The organism is Streptomyces nitrosporeus (assembly GCF_008704555.1).
Lineage (GTDB): Bacteria > Actinomycetota > Actinomycetes > Streptomycetales > Streptomycetaceae > Streptomyces > Streptomyces nitrosporeus.
Window position 1 is genome coordinate 6,403,219 of the sequence record NZ_CP023702.1, and the last position, 16,006, is coordinate 6,419,224.

Consider the following 16,006-nt stretch of genomic DNA (forward strand, 5'->3'; position numbering starts at 1 on the left):
CCGCGGGGCGGGGGCCGCTGGTGCAGACTGGGCCCATGGGTGACCCCAGTGCCACCAGTGCCTCGGAGACACCGTCACAGCGGTTCCCTCCGGCTCCGGAGAGCGTCGCGCGAGCCCGGCGGTTCGTGCGGACCGCCCTGGAAGAGGCCGTACCGGGCGCCATGCCCGACCTGCTGGACACCGCGGAATTCCTCACGGGCGAGCTGGTGACCAACGCGGTGCTGCACGCCGGTACCGAGATCGGGGTGGCGGCCGGGGAGTCGGGCGGCCGGATCCGCGTAGCGGTCCTGGACCACCGCCCCTCGCGGATGCCGGTGGCGCGGGAGTGCCCCCCGTACGCCGGGATCGGACAAGGGCTGGTGCTCGTCAGCCGGCTGGCGTCCCTGTACGGCGTCGAGACCGGCGACGGCACCAAGACGGTCTGGTTCGAGCTGTGGCCGGACGGGGCACGGCACCCCTCGGCATGGGAGCTCCCCGCACCCCCCGCCGGACCGGCGGAACCGGTGGTCCTCGTCGACGTACCGGGCGCGCTGTACTCGGCCTCCCAGCAGCACCGGCAGGTACTGCTGCGGGAGCTGAAGCTGGCCGAGGCCGCCGGGAGGAGCGTCGTGCCGCCGCGGGACCTCGCCACCGCCCACGACATCAGCAACGTGATCAGCGAGTGCGTCACAGCCGCCCTCCGCGACGAACCGGCCGAGGGGGAGATCCGCTCCCTGCCCCTGGCGATGCGGCCCGGTGCCGCACCGGCGGTCGAGGCCCTCAGCCGCGTACTGGACGCGGGGGAGCGGGCCGCACGGGAGGAGCGGCTGCTCACCCTGCCGGCGCTGCCCCGCAGCCGGGTCTTCCACACATGGCTGTTCGACGAGATCACCGGCCAGCTCGCCGGCGCCCGCCCCACCGCGTGGACCGTGGTCCCGCGGGAACCGGGCGCCGGCCCGGCGGAACTGGTGCCCTGGGACCCCGGCCACGTCCGGACCAGCAGGGTCCCCACGATCGCCGCCGACGAACAGAACCGCATCATCGCGGTGAACGGGCCCGCCGCCGGCCTCCTGGGCTGGGACCCGGAGGAACTCGTCGGACAGCCGCTCACCGCACTCATCCCCGAGCATCTGCGCGGACGGCACGTCAAGGCGTTCACCTCCCTGCTGCTCAGCGGAGAGCCCCACATCCTGGGCCGCTCCGTCCCGCTCCCCGCGCTGCACCGCGAGGGACGGCTCGTACCGGTGCGGCTGTTCATCCAGACCCAGGAGACCGCGGACGGCCGCACGGTGTTCGTCGCCCAGCTCTCCCCCCGCGCCGCCACCCCCGGCCCCACGGCACGCCGCCCCGGCGCCAGGCGCTCCGCCGGCCACCGGGACCAGGCCCCCGCCCCCGACGGACGGGGAGCCCCGGGGCTCCCCCCGGTCGCCGCCCCGCGGCCCGGAACCGCACAGCGCCGCGAAGCGGTGCTGCCCGTACTGGAACGGTTGTCGCTCCTGGCGGAGACCGGAGCGGCGATGAGCAACGCCTCCGACCTGGACGACGGCCTCCAGCGGGTCTGCCGGATCCTGACCGAGCGGTTCGCCGACTGGTGCGCCGTGGACCTGCTCACCGAGGACGCGCGCGTGGAACGGGCGTGCGTGGCGCGCCGCGGCCCCGGCGCGCCGTACGCGGAGGACCTGGAGGGCATGCTGCCGCCGCTCACCGACACGGCGCGCGGCCCTCTCGCCCGGGCGCTCAGCGGTGCCGGCCCGCTGCTGCTCACCGAGCCCCCGGAACACGCCGGGATGAGCCCGCTGGACGTGGACTACGGGCGCCTGTTCGAGCGGCTCGGCGCGGACAGCGCCGTCGTCATCCCGCTGCGTGCCCGCCAGGAGACCATCGGGGTGCTGACCGTGGCGCGTACGGGACGGGAGTGGCCGTTCACCGAGGAGGAACTGCCGCTCGTGGACGACCTGGGGCACGCCCTGGCCCTGGGCGTGGACAACGCGCGCCTGCACCAGGAGACCCGGAACATCGCCGAACAGCTCCAGCGGTCACTGCTGCCCGTACTGCCGGCGGTCCGCGGCCTGGACCTGGCGGCCCGGTACGCCGCGTCGTCCACCACCGCGCAGGTCGGCGGCGACTGGTACGACAGCTTCGTCCTGCCGACCGGCGACCTCGCGCTGGTCATCGGCGACGTGGCCGGGCACAACCTGGACGCGGCCATCGCGATGAGCCAGCTGCGGAGCATGCTGCGGGGCATCGCCGTCGACCGCCGGGAACCACCGGAGACGGTGCTGCGCCGCCTCGACATGGCGAACCACAGCCTGTCCCGGGAGGCCACCGCGACCTGCGTCTACGGCCTGCTCAAGGGAGCGGAGGAGGGCCCGTGGGAGTTCGTGCACTCCTCGGCGGGGCACCTGCCGCCGCTGCTGGTCATGGACGACGGCCGCACCCGGTACCTGGAAAACGGCTCGGGGCTGCTGCTCGGCATGGACCCGGACATGCTCCGCCCCCGCGCGGAGGACGCCGTCCCGGCGGACGCGACGGTGCTGCTGTACACGGACGGCCTGATCGAGCGCCGGGACGAGTCGCTGGACGAGGCCATGGGACGGCTGGGGCGGCACGCCGCCGAGCTGGCCCGTGAATCCCTCGACGTCTTCTGCGACGAACTGCTGATCGGGCTCGGCGCCGACAACACCGACGACATCGCGATCCTCGCGGTGCGTCCCGTGTCCCCCTCCTGACGCGCCGCTCCGCCGGAGGCGGCGGGGCGGCCCTCAGCCGTAGACCGGGCCCGTGTACTTCTCGCCGGGGCCCCGGCCCGGCTCGTCCGGCACGAGGGATGCCTCGCGGAAGGCCAGCTGGAGGGACTTCAGCCCGTCCCGCAGCGGGGAGGCGTGGAAGGTGCTGATCTCGGTGGTGCTCGCGTCGAGCAGACCGGCCAGCGCGTGCACCAGCTTGCGGGCCTCGTCGAGGTCCTTGTGCTCCTCGCCCTCCTCGGTCAGGCCCAGCTTCACGGCGGCCGCGCTCATCAGATTGACCGCGACCGTCACGATCACCTCGACCGCGGGGACCTCCGCGATGTCGCGGGCCATGTCGTCGAAGCCGGGGTTGCCGCCGCTGGGGGTGGTCGCGTCACTCATGCCCCACACGATAAGGCCAGGCCGGGCACGCCCCTCCCACGGGACCCGGGCGCGGACCCGGGCGGAACAGGGGGATTGGTTTCCGCGCGGGCGGGCTGCTAACCTTGTGTAACGACCGGCTGGACACATGTGTGCCCGGCCCGCAAGTGGAGGCTCCGATCTCCCACCTGACCGCCCTCCGGGACGGCAGGTCACCGGTCAGACGGCAGCCATCGTTCCGTACGGACGATGGGGCCGTCCGATGCGCCCCGTGATGGTATGCGGTGGTGTTCCGGTAGTACCTGGAGCCCCGCCTGTGTCCCGTCCGGGGCATTTTCTGTCTCCCGGTTCGGTTGGTCTTACCGAAATGAAGACGTTACGCGGCTGCCCGCCAGGCGGTCGCGTGGTGCTACCGAGGAGGATCCATCAGCGCCGAGCCCCGCATCAACGACCGGATTCGCGTTCCCGAGGTGCGACTTGTCGGTCCCAGCGGCGAGCAGGTCGGGATTGTCCCGCTTGCCAAGGCCCTTGAGCTCGCACAGGAGTACGACCTCGACCTGGTCGAGGTGGCGGCGTCCGCCCGCCCGCCCGTGTGCAAGCTCATGGACTACGGGAAGTTCAAGTACGAGTCGGCCATGAAGGCCCGTGAGGCGCGCAAGAACCAGGCGCACACGGTCATCAAGGAGATGAAGCTCCGGCCGAAGATCGACCCGCACGACTACGACACCAAGAAGGGTCACGTCGTCCGGTTCCTCAAGCAGGGGGACAAGGTCAAGATCACGATCATGTTCCGTGGTCGTGAGCAGTCCCGTCCCGAGCTGGGCTTCCGACTGCTGCAGCGTCTCGCTTCGGATGTCGAGGACCTCGGTTTCATCGAGTCCAACCCGAAGCAGGACGGCCGGAACATGATCATGGTTCTGGGCCCGCACAAGAAGAAGACCGAAGCCATGGCCGAGGCCCGTGAGGCCCAGGCCGCCCGCAAGGCCGAGCGTCAGGGGAACACCCCCGACGCCGCGTCCGAGGGGGACGCCGCAGGGGCCGAGGCCCCGGGCGAGACACCTTCCGAGGGCTGATCGCGGGGGCCGCCATCCAGGCGGCCCCGGGGTCCCCCCGGAACCACCAGAGATCTGACGCCCCCGCCATTCCGGTGCCCGCACCGTGAGGGGCGCCACCGACGAGGAGATAACGGCGCGATGCCGAAGAACAAGACGCACAGCGGTGCCAGCAAGCGCTTCAAGATCACCGGCTCCGGCAAGGTGCTGCGCGAGAAGGCGGGCAAGCGCCACCTGCTCGAGCACAAGTCGTCCAAGAAGACGCGCTCGCTGACCGGCACGACCGTCGTGGCTCCGGCCGACGCCAAGAAGATCAAGAAGCTTCTCGGCAAGTGAGGCCGCTGCCTCCGGGTGAACCGGGGGCGCGTTCTCGATCCGACCGGGACCCCATTCGTTTCCGGGTCGGGTGAGTCTGGACCATGACCACCTGACCCCGCTGCAAGGAGTTAAAAGTGGCACGCGTCAAGCGGGCAGTAAACGCACACAAGAAGCGCCGGGCGATCCTCGAGGCCGCCAGCGGTTACCGCGGCCAGCGTTCGCGCCTGTACCGCAAGGCCAAGGAGCAGGTCACCCACTCCCTGGTCTACAACTACAACGACCGCAAGAAGCGCAAGGGCGACTTCCGTCAGCTCTGGATCCAGCGCATCAACGCCGCTGCCCGCCAGAACGGCATGACGTACAACCGCCTCATCCAGGGTCTGAAGGCCGCCAACATCGAGGTGGACCGCAAGATCCTGGCCGAGCTCGCGGTCAACGACGCCAACGCGTTCGCCGCGCTCGTCGAGGTGGCCCAGAAGGCCCTCCCGAGCGACGTCAACGCCCCGAAGGCCGCCTGATCCAGGCCCCCTTCCAGCGTGTTGAGCCGGACCCGCAGGCGCGAGCCGTCTGCGGGTCCGGTGCGTTGCGCACCGCGCAGCCGCCCCCGGGGTACGGACGCGGGCCCCGTACGTAGACGTGCGTACGCGAAGAAACGTACGCAGTGAAGCAGAGTTACGCAGAGAGGCTCGCCGCCGACCATGGGCACCCCCGAACTGATCTCCGCCCGATCACCGCGCGTCGCCGCCGCACGGCGCCTCGCCCGGCGCAACTTCCGCGGCAAGGAGCGCCGGTTCATCGCCGAGGGCCCCCAGGCCGTCCGGGAGGCCGCCGCGCACCGGGGGAGCGACGGCGGGGCCACGCTGACCGAGCTGTTCGCCACCGTCGAGGCCGCCGACCGGTACGCCGACATCGTCCGCGCCGCGCACGAGGCCGGGGCCCGGGTCCACCTGGCCGACGCCGGAGTGCTCGCCGACGTCTCGCAGACCGTCACCCCGCAGGGCCTGATCGGCGTCTGCCGCTTCCTGGACTCGCCGTTCGAGGAGGTCCTCGCCGCGAAGCCCACGCTGGTCGCGGTGCTCGCCCACGTACGCGACCCGGGGAACGCCGGGACGGTGCTGCGCTGCGCCGACGCGGCCGGCGCGGACGCCGTCGTCCTCACCGACGCCTCCGTCGACCTCTACAACCCGAAGTCCGTCCGCGCCTCGGTCGGCTCCCTCTTCCACCTCCCGGTCGCCGTCGGCGTCCCCGTGGAACAGGCCGTGCGGGGCCTGCGCGGGGCCGGGGTGCGGATCCTGGCCGCCGACGGGGCGGGCACCGACGACCTCGACGACGAACTCGACGCGGGCACCATGGGCGGCCCCACCGCCTGGGTCTTCGGCAACGAGGCATGGGGCCTGCCCGAGGAGACCCGGGCGCTCGCCGACGCGGTGGTCCGGGTCCCGATCCACGGCAAGGCCGAGAGCCTGAATCTCGCCACCGCCGCCGCGGTCTGCCTCTACGCCTCCGCGCGCGCCCAGCGCCCGCGCCGTACCGGCTGAAACGCGCCCGCGCGCGCTTTCACCGATCGATACCGGCCACACCTCCCGGTGCGCCCCCGCAGGGTGTCGCTCGCCGTCCGGCGCCTAGTAGGGTGACGGACTCGGGGGCCCACTGCACCGGTTCGAGAGGTGGGGTACGGGAAGATGGCTGTCGGCATGAGCACGCCGCGACACACACAGACAGCAGCCGCGTACGCCCTCGGCGTCCAGGACGGCACGGGCGAGGCCGCCGGCCCGTCCGCGCCTCCCGCGGGCATCGATCCCGACCACCTCCCCGACGGTCTCGTCGTCGCCGACGAGACCGGCCGGATCGTCTGCTTCAACACCGCCGCCGCCCGCATCACCGCGACACCCCGGGCCGCCGCCCTCGGCCGGCCCCTGGAACACGCCCTGCCCCTGGAGGACCTCAAGGGCAGGCGCTGGTGGCCCCTCACCGACCCGTACGGCGGGCTCGCCACCCGGGTCGGACAGCCCGAACGCAGCCTGCTGCTGCCCGGCGGCCGCGAGGTGCTGGTCTCCGCCCGGTACGTACGCGACACGCCCAGGGGGCCGGTCAGCCGGGTGGTGGTCTCCCTGCGCGGCACCGAGGCCCGCCGGCGCAGCGAGCGCAGCGACGCCGAACTGATCGCCACCGTCGCCCACGAACTGCGCTCCCCGCTGACCTCGGTCAAGGGGTTCACCGCGACCCTGCTGGCCAAGTGGGAGCGGTTCAACGACGACCAGAAGCGGCTGATGCTGGAGACCGTCGACGCCGACGCCAACCGCGTCACCCGGCTCATCGCCGAGCTGCTCGACATCTCCCGCATCGACTCCGGCCGGCTGGAACTGCGCCGCCAGCCCGTGGACATCTCGGCCGCCGTCGAACGCCACGTCCGGGCCCTCACCGCGAACGGCCAGGCCCCCGGCCGCTTCCTGCTGCGCACCCGGCAGCCGCTGCCCGATCTCTGGGCGGACCCGGACAAGGTGGACCAGGTCCTCGGCAACCTCCTGGAAAACGCGGTGCGCCACGGCGAGGGAACCGTCACCATCGACATCACCCCCGCGCACGGCGAGGGCGACGAGAGCGGAACGGCGGTCACCGTGAGTGACGAAGGCCCCGGCATCCCCGAGGAGTCGATGGGCCGTGTCTTCACCCGCTTCTGGCGGGGGAGCAAGCGCGGCGGGACCGGTCTCGGCCTGTACATCGTCAAGGGCATCGTCGAGGCGCACGGAGGCACGATCACCGTCGGCCGGGGGCCCGGAGGCGGGGCGGAGTTCCGATTTATCCTGCCCGTGAGCGCGCCGGCCTATCTGAGCTGAGCGGCCCACGGGCTTCTTCGCCTCCCGGCGGCCCGTAGACTCGACTTTTGGCACCTTTGCGCCCTCGGTCGTCGAGGCAGGGGTCGCGGGGTCCGGGGCGGTCCCCGGTACGGAGCAGTATCCAGCCAATCGGAAGCACGGGAAGAGATGTCGGCACCGAACAAGTCGTACGACCCGGTCGAGGTCGAGGCACTGAAACCGGAAGAGATCGAGCGCATGCGGGACGAGGCGTTCGCCGCCTTCGCCGCCGCAGGCGACCTCGACGCGCTCGCCCAGGCGAAGACCGCGCACACGGGCGGCGCCTCGCCCCTGTCGCTCGCCAACCGGGAGATCGGCGCCCTGCCCCCGCAGGCCAAGGCCGAGGCGGGCAAGCGCGTGGGCCAGGCCCGCGGCGCCGTCTCCAAGGCACTGGCCGCACGCCAGGCCGAGCTGGAGGCCGAGCGCGACGCGCGCGTGCTGGTCGAGGAGGCGGTGGACGTCACCCTGCCCTACGACCGCACCCCGGCGGGCGCCCGCCACCCCCTGACGACCATCATGGAGCGCGTCGCCGACGTCTTCGTCGCCATGGGCTACGAGATCGCGGAGGGCCCCGAGGCCGAGGCGGAGTGGTTCAACTTCGACGCCCTGAACTTCGTGCCCGACCACCCGGCGCGGCAGATGCAGGACACCTTCTTCGTCCAGGGCGCCGACGGCGCGAAGACCGACGAGTCCGGTGTCGTGCTGCGCACCCACACCTCGCCCGTCCAGGCCCGCTCGCTGCTCAGCCGCAAGCCCCCCGTCTACGTGGTCTGCCCCGGCCGGGTCTACCGCACCGACGAGCTCGACGCCACGCACACCCCGGTCTTCCACCAGATCGAACTGCTCGCCGTCGACGAGGGCCTCACCATGGCCGACCTCAAGGGCACCCTCGACCACATGGTCCAGGCGCTCTTCGGCCCGGACATGAAGACCCGGCTGCGGCCGAACTTCTTCCCCTTCACCGAGCCGTCCGCCGAGATGGACATGGTCTGCTACGTCTGCCGCGGCGAGTCCGTCGGCAACCCGGACCGTCCCTGCCGCACCTGCGGCAGCGAGGGCTGGATCGAGCTCGGCGGCTGCGGCATGGTCAACCCCAAGGTGCTCGTCGCCTGCGGCGTCGACCCCGAGAAGTACAGCGGATTCGCCTTCGGGTTCGGCATCGAACGGATGCTGATGTTCCGCCACAACGTAGAAGACATGCGAGACATGGTCGAAGGTGACGTCCGTTTCACCCGGCCGTTCGGGATGGAGATCTGATGCGCGTCCCGCTTTCCTGGCTGCGGGAGTACGTCGACCTGCCGGCGACGGAGACCGGCCGTGACGTACAGGCCAAGCTGGTCGCCGTGGGCCTCGAGGTGGAAACCGTCGAGCAGACCGGCGCCGGCCTCAAGGGCCCCCTGGTCGTCGGACAGGTACTGACCATCGAGGAACTGGAGGGCTTCAAGAAGCCCATCCGCTTCTGCACCGTCGACGTCGGCGACGCCAACGGCACCGGCGAACCGCAGGAGATCGTCTGCGGCGCCCGTAACTTCGCCGTCGGCGACAAGGTCGTCGTGGTCCTCCCGGGCGCCGTCCTGCCCGGCGACTTCGCGATCGCCGCGCGCAAGACGTACGGCAAGACCTCGCACGGCATGATCTGCTCCACCGACGAGCTCGGCATGGGCGACGACGGCACGCACGGCATCATCGTGCTCCCGCCGGAGTACGAGCCCGGAACCGACGCGATCGAGCTGCTCCAGCTCGTCGACGAGGTGCTGGACATCGCCGTCACCCCGGACCGCGGCTACTGCCTGTCCATGCGCGGCGTCGCCCGCGAGACGGCCACCGCCTACGGCCTGCCGCTGCGCGACCCGGCCCTGCTGGACGTGCCCGCGCCGAACGCCTTCGGCTACCCGGTCAAGGTGTCCGACCCCATCGGCTGCAGCCGCTTCACCGCGCGCACCGTCACCGGGCTGCGGCCCGAGGCGCGCTCCCCGATCTGGATGCAGCGCCGGCTGCAGAAGGCCGGAATGCGCCCGATCTCGCTCGCCGTCGACGTCACCAACTACGTGATGCTCGAACTCGGCCAGCCGCTCCACGCCTACGACCGCACCCGGGTCGAGGGCGCCATCGGCGTACGCCGTGCCGAGCAGGGCGAGAAGCTCACCACGCTCGACGGCACCCAGCGCGTCCTGGACGCCGAGGACCTGGTCATCACCGACGACCGCGGTCCGATCGGTCTCGCCGGTGTCATGGGCGGTGCCCACACCGAGATCGCCGACGCGGCCACCGAGGACGCCGGGACGACCGAGGTCGTCATCGAGGCCGCGCACTTCGACGCGATCTCGATCGCCCGGACCGCGCGCCGCCACAAGCTGTCCTCCGAGGCGTCCAGGCGCTTCGAGCGCGGTGTGGACCCGCAGGCCGCCGCCGCTGCCGCGCAGCGCACCGTCGACCTGCTGGTCCTCCTCGCGGGCGGCACCGCCGAGGCGGGCGTCACCGAGATCAGTGCCCCCTCCGCACCCCGCACCATCGCGATGCCCGCGGACCACCCCGACAGGGTCGCCGGTGTCCCCTACGGCCGTGAGACCGTCGTACGCCGCCTCCAGGAGGTCGGCTGCGACGTCTACGGACAGGACGAGCTGCTCGTCACCGCGCCGTCCTGGCGGCCCGACCTCACCGCGCCGAACGACCTCGCCGAAGAGGTCATCCGGCTGGAAGGGTACGAGAACCTCCCGTCCACCCTGCCCACCCCGCCGTCCGGGCGCGGGCTCACCGAACGCCAGCGGCTGCACCGCCGCGTCGGCCGCGCGCTGGCCGGCGCCGGTTACGTCGAGGCGCTCAGCTACCCGTTCATCGGCCGCGCCGTCCTGGACCAGCTCGGCCTGGAGCAGGACGACGCACGCCGCCGTACGGTCACCCTCGTCAACCCGCTCTCCGACGAGGAGCCCTCGCTGCGCACCACGCTGCTGCCGGGCCTGCTCGGTGCGCTGCGGCGCAACGACGGCCGGGGCAGCCACGACCTGGCGCTCTTCGAGACCGGCCTGGTCTTCCGGCCGACCGGCGAGGAGACCCGCGCGGTCAGGCTGCCCGTGGACCGCCGTCCCACCGACGAGGAGATCGCCGCCCTGGACGCGGCCCTCCCGCGCCAGCCGCGCCGCGCCGCCGTCGTCCTCGCGGGCGCCCGCGAGCAGGCCGGCTGGTGGGGCAAGGGCCGCCCCGCCACCTGGGCGGACGCGATCGAGGCGGCCCGCACGATCGCCCGTGAGGCGGGTGTCGAGCTGACGGTGCGCGCCGACCGGCACGCCCCGTGGCACCCCGGCCGCTGCGCCGCGCTGTACGTCACGGTCGACGGCGAGGAGGTCCTCTTCGGACACGCGGGCGAACTGCACCCGCGCGTCCTCAAGGAACTCCACCTGCCCGAGCGGACCAGCGCCATGGAGGTCGAGCTCGACACGCTGGAGCGGGCCGTGGACGGCGCCCTCCAGGCCCCGCGGATCTCCACCTTCCCGGTGGCGACCCAGGACGTCGCGCTCGTCGTCGCCGACGGTGTCCCCGCCGCCGCGGTGGAGCAGGCCCTGCGCGAGGGCGCCGGGGAACTCCTCGAATCGCTGCGGCTGTTCGACGTGTTCACCGGCGAGCAGATCGGTGAGGGCAACAAGTCCCTGGCGTACGCGCTGCGGTTCCGTGCCCCGGACCGCACGCTGACCGTCGAGGAGGCCACCGCGGCCCGCGACGCCGCGGTCGCCCTGGCCGCCGAGCGCACCGGCGCGGTGCTGCGCGGCGCGTAGGGACCGGCCGGCGGGCACGGCCGGATCCGTGGCCGGAGTCGTGTGACGAAGGGGAGGGGCGCATCCGTTGAGCGGATGCGCCCCTCCTTTCTCGCGTACGGGCGGGGCACGGACGCCGGCCCGGGGCCGGACCGCGGGCCCGGTGCCGCCGACGGGGACGCCGACGGGCGAGGGGGGCGTGCGGCCCGGCGCCGTCCGCCCCGCCACGGAGTGTCGGGCAGGCCGGCGGAGCGGACGGCGCGGACGCGGGTCGTCGAGCTGTACGAGGGGGAGCCGACGACCCGGCCGCCTCTTGCGAGACGTTCATTCAAGCGGCCCGGTGATCCCTCCGGGAGAGCGCACAGCCGGACGGTTCGGGCATTTGGTTCACACCCCGTGTGAATCGCTTCTAAGCTCGTCGGGAAGCGCACATGGGGGGGCAATGGAGCCCAACGTCCTGCTCGAATCCCTGATCGACGAGGCCGGTGTGTCCCGCGCCGGACTCGCCGGTCACATCAACCTGGCCGGCCGGGCCCGGGGCCTCGCCCTGCGCTACGAGCACACGGCCGTCGCCCGCTGGCTCAACGGCCAGCGCCCCCGCGGCCAGGTCCCCGACCTGATCTGCGAGGTGCTGGCCGCCCGTCTCCACCGGCCGGTGACACTCGACGACATCGGGATGGGCACCTCCGGTCCGCACACCGCGACCCGGCCCGGCGGTCTCCCGGGCTTCGTCGAGCACGCCACCGCCCTGTGGCGCGCCGACGACCAGCAGCGCACCGGGCTCGTCGGCACGCCCGCCGTCACCGGCACCCCGGCCGTGATGCCGGTATGGGACTGGGAGAACCCGCCGGAGGACACCGACGTCTCCCGGCCGGGTGAGCGCCCGGTGGGCGCCGACGACCTGGAGATGCTCCGCGCCGCCCGTACCCACTACGAACAGATGTACCGGAAGGCGGGCGGGCTGGCGACCAGGTCCCGGGTCGTCGGCTTCCTCAACGCCGAGGCCGCCCCCCTGCTGCGCGGCGGCTACGACGACGCGCTGGGACGCCGGCTGCACCGGGCGGTCGGCGCGCTCGCAGCCGTCGCCGGTATCTGCGCCTACGACTCCGACGCCCAGGGGCTCGCCCAGCGCTACTTCCACCAGGCGCTGCGGCTGGCCAAGGCCAGCGGGGACCGGGGGCTCGGAAGCTATGTGATCGCCCTGCTGGTCAACCAGTCGCTGTTCCTGGCCGACTACCGCCGTTCCGTGGCCTTCGCCGAAGCCGCGCTGCGGGCGGCGGGCCCGCACGTCACCCCGGCCCTGGCCGCCGACCTCCACGCGATGCAGGCCAAGGCCTACGCCCGGCTCGGCGACCCCGGCAGCGCCCTGGAGCGCATCCACCGCGCCGAGGCGGAGGCCGCCCGGATCCTTCCCGGACGGGAACCGGAGGAGACGGGATACGTCCAGCCCGGGCTCGTCGACGTACAGGTGGCGGAGGCGCTGCTCGACCTGGGGGACCTCGGCGCCGCGCGGGAGCACGCCGCCGCGGCCGTACGCTCCCCGGCGCACGACCGGGGCAGGGTGCACCGCCTCGCTCTGCTCGCCCATCTCGAACTGCTCCAGGGGGAGGCCGACAAGGCGGCCCGGACCGCCTGTGAAATGGCCGAGTACGCGCGGGGGATGGAGTCCCGGCGGCTGCGGGAGCGGCTCCGCGCCGTACGGGAACGGCTCGCCGCCAGTGGCTCGGCCGACGCCGGGGCGGCGGCCGGTGTGATCGACGGAGCGCTGCGCGTGCCTCTGTGAGCCCCGCGCGGAAGGGCCGGTGAGCATTCCCCGGGGCGGCCACGCCCGCTGAAGATGTTGCCTTCGACCAGTCGGAAGGCGGCAGAACTGTGCGGTGGGCGAACATGGGTGAACAAACGGTCTACGAGAACCCGTGGTTCCGGGTCAATCTGGCCGATGTCGAACTTCCAGACGGCCGGCACCTGGACCATTTCCTGGTGCGTCTGAGGCCCGTCGCCGCGGCGACCGTCGTCAACGACGCGGGCGAAGCCCTGCTGCTGTGGCGGCACCGCTTCATCACCGACAGCTGGGGCTGGGAACTCGCGGCCGGCGTGGTCGAGGACGGCGAGTCGCCCGTCGCCGCGGCGGCCCGTGAGATGGAGGAGGAGACCGGCTGGCGCCCTGGACCGCTGAACCCGCTGATGACCGTCGAGCCGGCCGGCGGCCTCATCGACGCCCGCCACCACCTCTTCTGGACCCGGGAGGCGGTCCACACCGGGCCCCCGGCGGACGGCTTCGAGTCCTCGCGCCGTGAATGGGTGCCGCTCAAGCTGGTACCCGACATGATCGCGCGGGGCGAGATACCGGCGGCCGGCATGGCGGCCGGACTGCTGATGCTGCGTCACCTGCTGGCGGAGTGAACCGGCGGTGGCCGGACACCGGGCCCGGCCACCGCGCTTCGGGTTCCGGGCCCGGCCACCGCGCTTGCGGTTCCGGACCCGGCCACCGCGTTTCCGGTTCCGGGCCCGGCCACCGCACTTGCGGTTCCGGGCCCGTGGGCCGGACGTCAGACGTACGGGTAGAACCCCGACCCCGTCTTCCGGCCCAGCCGGCCCGCGTCGACCATGCGCTGGAGCAGCGGGGGAGCGGCGTACAGGGGCTCCTTGTACTCCGCGTACATCGAGTCGGCGACCGAGGCCACGGTGTCCAGGCCGATCAGGTCGGCCAGCTTCAGCGGGCCCATCGGGTGGGCGCAGCCGAGCTCCATGCCGTTGTCGATGTCCTCGCGGCTGGCGATGCCCGACTCGAACATCCGGATCGCGGAGAGCAGATACGGGATGAGCAGGGCGTTGACCACGAACCCGGAGCGGTCCTGGGCGCGGATCGCGTGCTTGCCGAGCATGCCCTCGACCGCGGCCTCGGCACGCTTGACGGTCTCCTCCGACGTCGTCAGCGCGGGGATCAGCTCCACCAGCTTCTGGACCGGGGCCGGGTTGAAGAAGTGGATACCGATGACCTGGTCCGGCCGGGAGGTGGCGACGGCCAGCTTCACCAGCGGGATGGAGGAGGTGTTCGAGGCGAGGATCGCGTCCGGGCGGGTCACCACCTGGTCCAGGACCTGGAAGATCTCCGTCTTGACCTGCTCGTTCTCCACGACGGCCTCGATGACGAGGTCGCGGTCGGCGAACTCACCGAGGTCGGTGGTGAAGCTGAGACGGCCGAGCGTCTCGTCGCGCTCCTGCTCGGTGATCTTGCCGCGTTCGGCGGCCTTCGAGAGGGAGTTGTGCAGCCGGGTGCGGCCGATCTCCAGCGCCTCGCCGGTGGTCTCCGCCACCTTGACCTCGAGGCCGCTGCGGGCGCACACCTCCGCGATGCCCGCGCCCATCTGGCCACAGCCCACCACTCCGACGCGTGCAATGTCGGCCATAGAGTCCGTCACCTCGTGCCTTTCGCTGATCTCAGTGCGGCAGTTCCCGTTCGTTCCCGGTGTCCGCCTCGACCCCACGACGTTACTCCGCGATCCCGTCCGGGTGACCCGCGGGTCGCGGAGCCCGCGGATGGGCATGATCTGCGTCACATGCACACCGGGTGACGGACCGGGACACGGCAGTGGAAGGCGGAACAGATGCGGCGATTCGGCCGGAGGTCATTCGTGGCGGGCGCGGTGGCGGTGGTGGCCGCGGTGATGGCGGCGGGTGACGCAGCGGCGGGCGGGCCGGAGCGTGCGGGCGCGGCCGGCCCGTCCCGGCGGCGCCGGGCCGCCGGCGACGGGCTGCGCGGTGTGTGGATCGCCACGGTCGCCAACCTGGACTGGCCCTCGAAAGCCGGGCTGAGCGCCGCCGCGCAGAAGGCGGAGCTGATCGCCCATCTGGACCGCGCGGTCGAGCTGAAGCTGAACACGGCCGTCCTCCAGGTGCGCCCGGCGGCGGACGCCCTGTGGCCCTCGCCGCACGAGCCTTGGGCGCAGTGCCTCACCGGGACGCAGGGCAAGGACCCCGGCTGGGACCCGCTGGGCACCGCCGTACGCGAGGCGCACGCCCGCGGGCTGGAGCTGCACGCCTGGTTCAACCCCTACCGGGTGGCCAACCACACCGACCCGTCGAAGCTGGCCGCCGGCCACCCGGCCAGGACCCACCCCGGCTGGGTCCTGCCCTACGGCGGGAAGCTCTACTACAACCCCGGACTGCCCGAGGTCAGGAAGTTCGTCCAGGACGCGATGCTCGACGCGGTCGGCCGCTACGACATCGACGCCGTCCACTGGGACGACTACTTCTACCCCTACCCGGTCGCCGGGCAGACCTTCGACGACGACGCCGCGTACGAACGGTACGGCTCCGGCTTCTCCACGAAGGCCGCCTGGCGCCGGGACAACATCGACCGCCTGGTCCGCGAGACGGCCGAACGCGTCAAGGCGGTCAAGAAGGACGTACGTTTCGGCATCAGCCCCTTCGCCGTCTGGCGCAACGCGGCCACCGACCCGGCGGGTTCGGACACCCGGGCCGGTGTGCAGACGTACGACGACCTGCACGCCGACACCCGGAAGTGGGTGAAGGAGGGGTGGGTCGACTACGTGGCCCCGCAGGTCTACTGGCACATCGGCAACGCCGCCGCGGACTACGCGAAGCTGGTGGAGTGGTGGGCCCGGACGGTCCGGGGGACGGGCGTCGACCTGTACATCGGGGAGGCGCTCTACAAGTGCGGCGACCCCGCGCAGCCCGCCGCCTGGCAGGACCCCGCCGAACTCTCCCGCCACCTCGACCTGACGGCGGACCACGCACAGGTCGGCGGGCACCTCTACTTCTCGGCCGGTCACGTCATGAAGGACCCGACGGGCGCGATGGCCCGGGTGGCCGCCGACCACTACGGGGCCGGAGCCCGCGCACCGCGCACGGGGCACCACCGGGTACGCGAACGGGGGGCGCGCTGACGGCCGCGGCGCAGCGCGGACCGGTGCGGGCCCGGG

At 72.7% G+C, this 16,006-nt stretch carries 13 protein-coding genes; 11 read left to right on the forward strand and 2 right to left on the reverse strand.

The window, feature by feature from the left end:
- Positions 1-35 precede the first annotated feature (35 nt).
- Complete coding sequence (locus CP967_RS28310) at positions 36-2,708, forward strand: SpoIIE family protein phosphatase (protein WP_150490688.1); 2,673 nt, start codon at positions 36-38, stop codon at positions 2,706-2,708.
- Positions 2,709-2,741: 33 nt separating this feature from the next.
- Here CP967_RS28310 and CP967_RS28315 read toward each other — a convergent pair whose 3' ends face one another.
- Positions 2,742-3,107 (reverse strand): DUF1844 domain-containing protein, encoded by a 366-nt coding sequence (locus CP967_RS28315; RefSeq protein WP_150490689.1) that lies wholly within the window; start codon positions 3,105-3,107, stop codon positions 2,742-2,744.
- A 404-nt stretch (positions 3,108-3,511) separates the two neighbouring features.
- Between CP967_RS28315 and infC the strand changes: the two genes are divergently transcribed.
- The 9 genes from infC (at position 3,512) to CP967_RS28360 (ending at position 13,463) form a co-directional block, all read left to right on the forward strand.
- Positions 3,512-4,159 carry a translation initiation factor IF-3 gene (gene infC / locus CP967_RS28320; protein ID WP_150490690.1) on the forward strand — a complete coding sequence of 216 codons (648 nt, stop codon included), beginning with the start codon at positions 3,512-3,514 and terminating at the stop codon, positions 4,157-4,159.
- 120 nt (positions 4,160-4,279) lie between these two features.
- Entirely contained in the window at positions 4,280-4,474 is a 195-nt protein-coding gene (rpmI, locus tag CP967_RS28325; protein WP_014044927.1) for a 50S ribosomal protein L35, read from the forward strand.
- Between the two features lie 116 nt (positions 4,475-4,590).
- Positions 4,591-4,974, forward strand: coding sequence for a 50S ribosomal protein L20 (gene rplT / locus CP967_RS28330; protein ID WP_003970214.1), 384 nt, complete (start codon positions 4,591-4,593; stop codon positions 4,972-4,974).
- 180 nt (positions 4,975-5,154) lie between these two features.
- On the forward strand, positions 5,155-5,994 hold the full coding sequence (locus CP967_RS28335; protein ID WP_150490691.1) for a TrmH family RNA methyltransferase: 840 nt from the start codon (positions 5,155-5,157) through the stop codon (positions 5,992-5,994).
- Positions 5,995-6,138: 144 nt separating this feature from the next.
- Positions 6,139-7,293 (forward strand): sensor histidine kinase, encoded by a 1,155-nt coding sequence (locus tag CP967_RS28340; protein ID WP_150490692.1) that lies wholly within the window; start codon positions 6,139-6,141, stop codon positions 7,291-7,293.
- Between the two features lie 147 nt (positions 7,294-7,440).
- A complete protein-coding gene (gene pheS, locus CP967_RS28345) occupies positions 7,441-8,568 on the forward strand; it encodes a phenylalanine--tRNA ligase subunit alpha (RefSeq protein ID WP_150490693.1) in 1,128 nt (375 codons plus the stop codon).
- A complete protein-coding gene (gene pheT, locus CP967_RS28350) occupies positions 8,568-11,081 on the forward strand; it encodes a phenylalanine--tRNA ligase subunit beta (RefSeq protein WP_150490694.1) in 2,514 nt (837 codons plus the stop codon). The genes pheS and pheT overlap by 1 nt, the downstream gene beginning before the upstream one ends.
- A 421-nt stretch (positions 11,082-11,502) precedes the next feature.
- Positions 11,503-12,843 (forward strand): NsdA family TPR-like regulatory protein, encoded by a 1,341-nt coding sequence (locus CP967_RS28355; protein WP_150490695.1) that lies wholly within the window; start codon positions 11,503-11,505, stop codon positions 12,841-12,843.
- Between the two features lie 104 nt (positions 12,844-12,947).
- Positions 12,948-13,463 carry an NUDIX domain-containing protein gene (locus tag CP967_RS28360; protein WP_373300377.1) on the forward strand — a complete coding sequence of 172 codons (516 nt, stop codon included), beginning with the start codon at positions 12,948-12,950 and terminating at the stop codon, positions 13,461-13,463.
- A gap of 146 nt (positions 13,464-13,609) precedes the next feature.
- Here CP967_RS28360 and CP967_RS28365 read toward each other — a convergent pair whose 3' ends face one another.
- Entirely contained in the window at positions 13,610-14,470 is an 861-nt protein-coding gene (locus CP967_RS28365; protein ID WP_150490697.1) for a 3-hydroxybutyryl-CoA dehydrogenase, read from the reverse strand.
- Between the two features lie 198 nt (positions 14,471-14,668).
- Between CP967_RS28365 and CP967_RS28370 the strand changes: the two genes are divergently transcribed.
- On the forward strand, positions 14,669-15,970 hold the full coding sequence (locus CP967_RS28370) for a glycoside hydrolase family 10-like protein (RefSeq protein WP_150490698.1): 1,302 nt from the start codon (positions 14,669-14,671) through the stop codon (positions 15,968-15,970).
- Positions 15,971-16,006 lie beyond the last annotated feature (36 nt).

What these genes read in the sequence shown, in the direction of transcription:
- CP967_RS28315 (WP_150490689.1), bottom strand. Translation starts at nt 3,107, where the DNA reads ATGAGTGACGCGACCACCCCCAGCGGCGGCAACCCCGGCTTCGACGAC.
- CP967_RS28355 (WP_150490695.1), top strand. Translation starts at nt 11,503, where the DNA reads ATGGAGCCCAACGTCCTGCTCGAATCCCTGATCGACGAGGCCGGTGTG.
- pheS (WP_150490693.1), top strand. Translation starts at nt 7,441, where the DNA reads ATGTCGGCACCGAACAAGTCGTACGACCCGGTCGAGGTCGAGGCACTG.
- CP967_RS28365 (WP_150490697.1), bottom strand. Translation starts at nt 14,470, where the DNA reads ATGGCCGACATTGCACGCGTCGGAGTGGTGGGCTGTGGCCAGATGGGC.
- CP967_RS28310 (WP_150490688.1), top strand. Translation starts at nt 36, where the DNA reads ATGGGTGACCCCAGTGCCACCAGTGCCTCGGAGACACCGTCACAGCGG.
- CP967_RS28360 (WP_373300377.1), top strand. Translation starts at nt 12,948, where the DNA reads ATGGGTGAACAAACGGTCTACGAGAACCCGTGGTTCCGGGTCAATCTG.
- pheT (WP_150490694.1), top strand. Translation starts at nt 8,568, where the DNA reads ATGCGCGTCCCGCTTTCCTGGCTGCGGGAGTACGTCGACCTGCCGGCG.
- CP967_RS28335 (WP_150490691.1), top strand. Translation starts at nt 5,155, where the DNA reads ATGGGCACCCCCGAACTGATCTCCGCCCGATCACCGCGCGTCGCCGCC.
- CP967_RS28370 (WP_150490698.1), top strand. Translation starts at nt 14,669, where the DNA reads ATGCGGCGATTCGGCCGGAGGTCATTCGTGGCGGGCGCGGTGGCGGTG.
- rpmI (WP_014044927.1), top strand. Translation starts at nt 4,280, where the DNA reads ATGCCGAAGAACAAGACGCACAGCGGTGCCAGCAAGCGCTTCAAGATC.
- CP967_RS28340 (WP_150490692.1), top strand. Translation starts at nt 6,139, where the DNA reads ATGGCTGTCGGCATGAGCACGCCGCGACACACACAGACAGCAGCCGCG.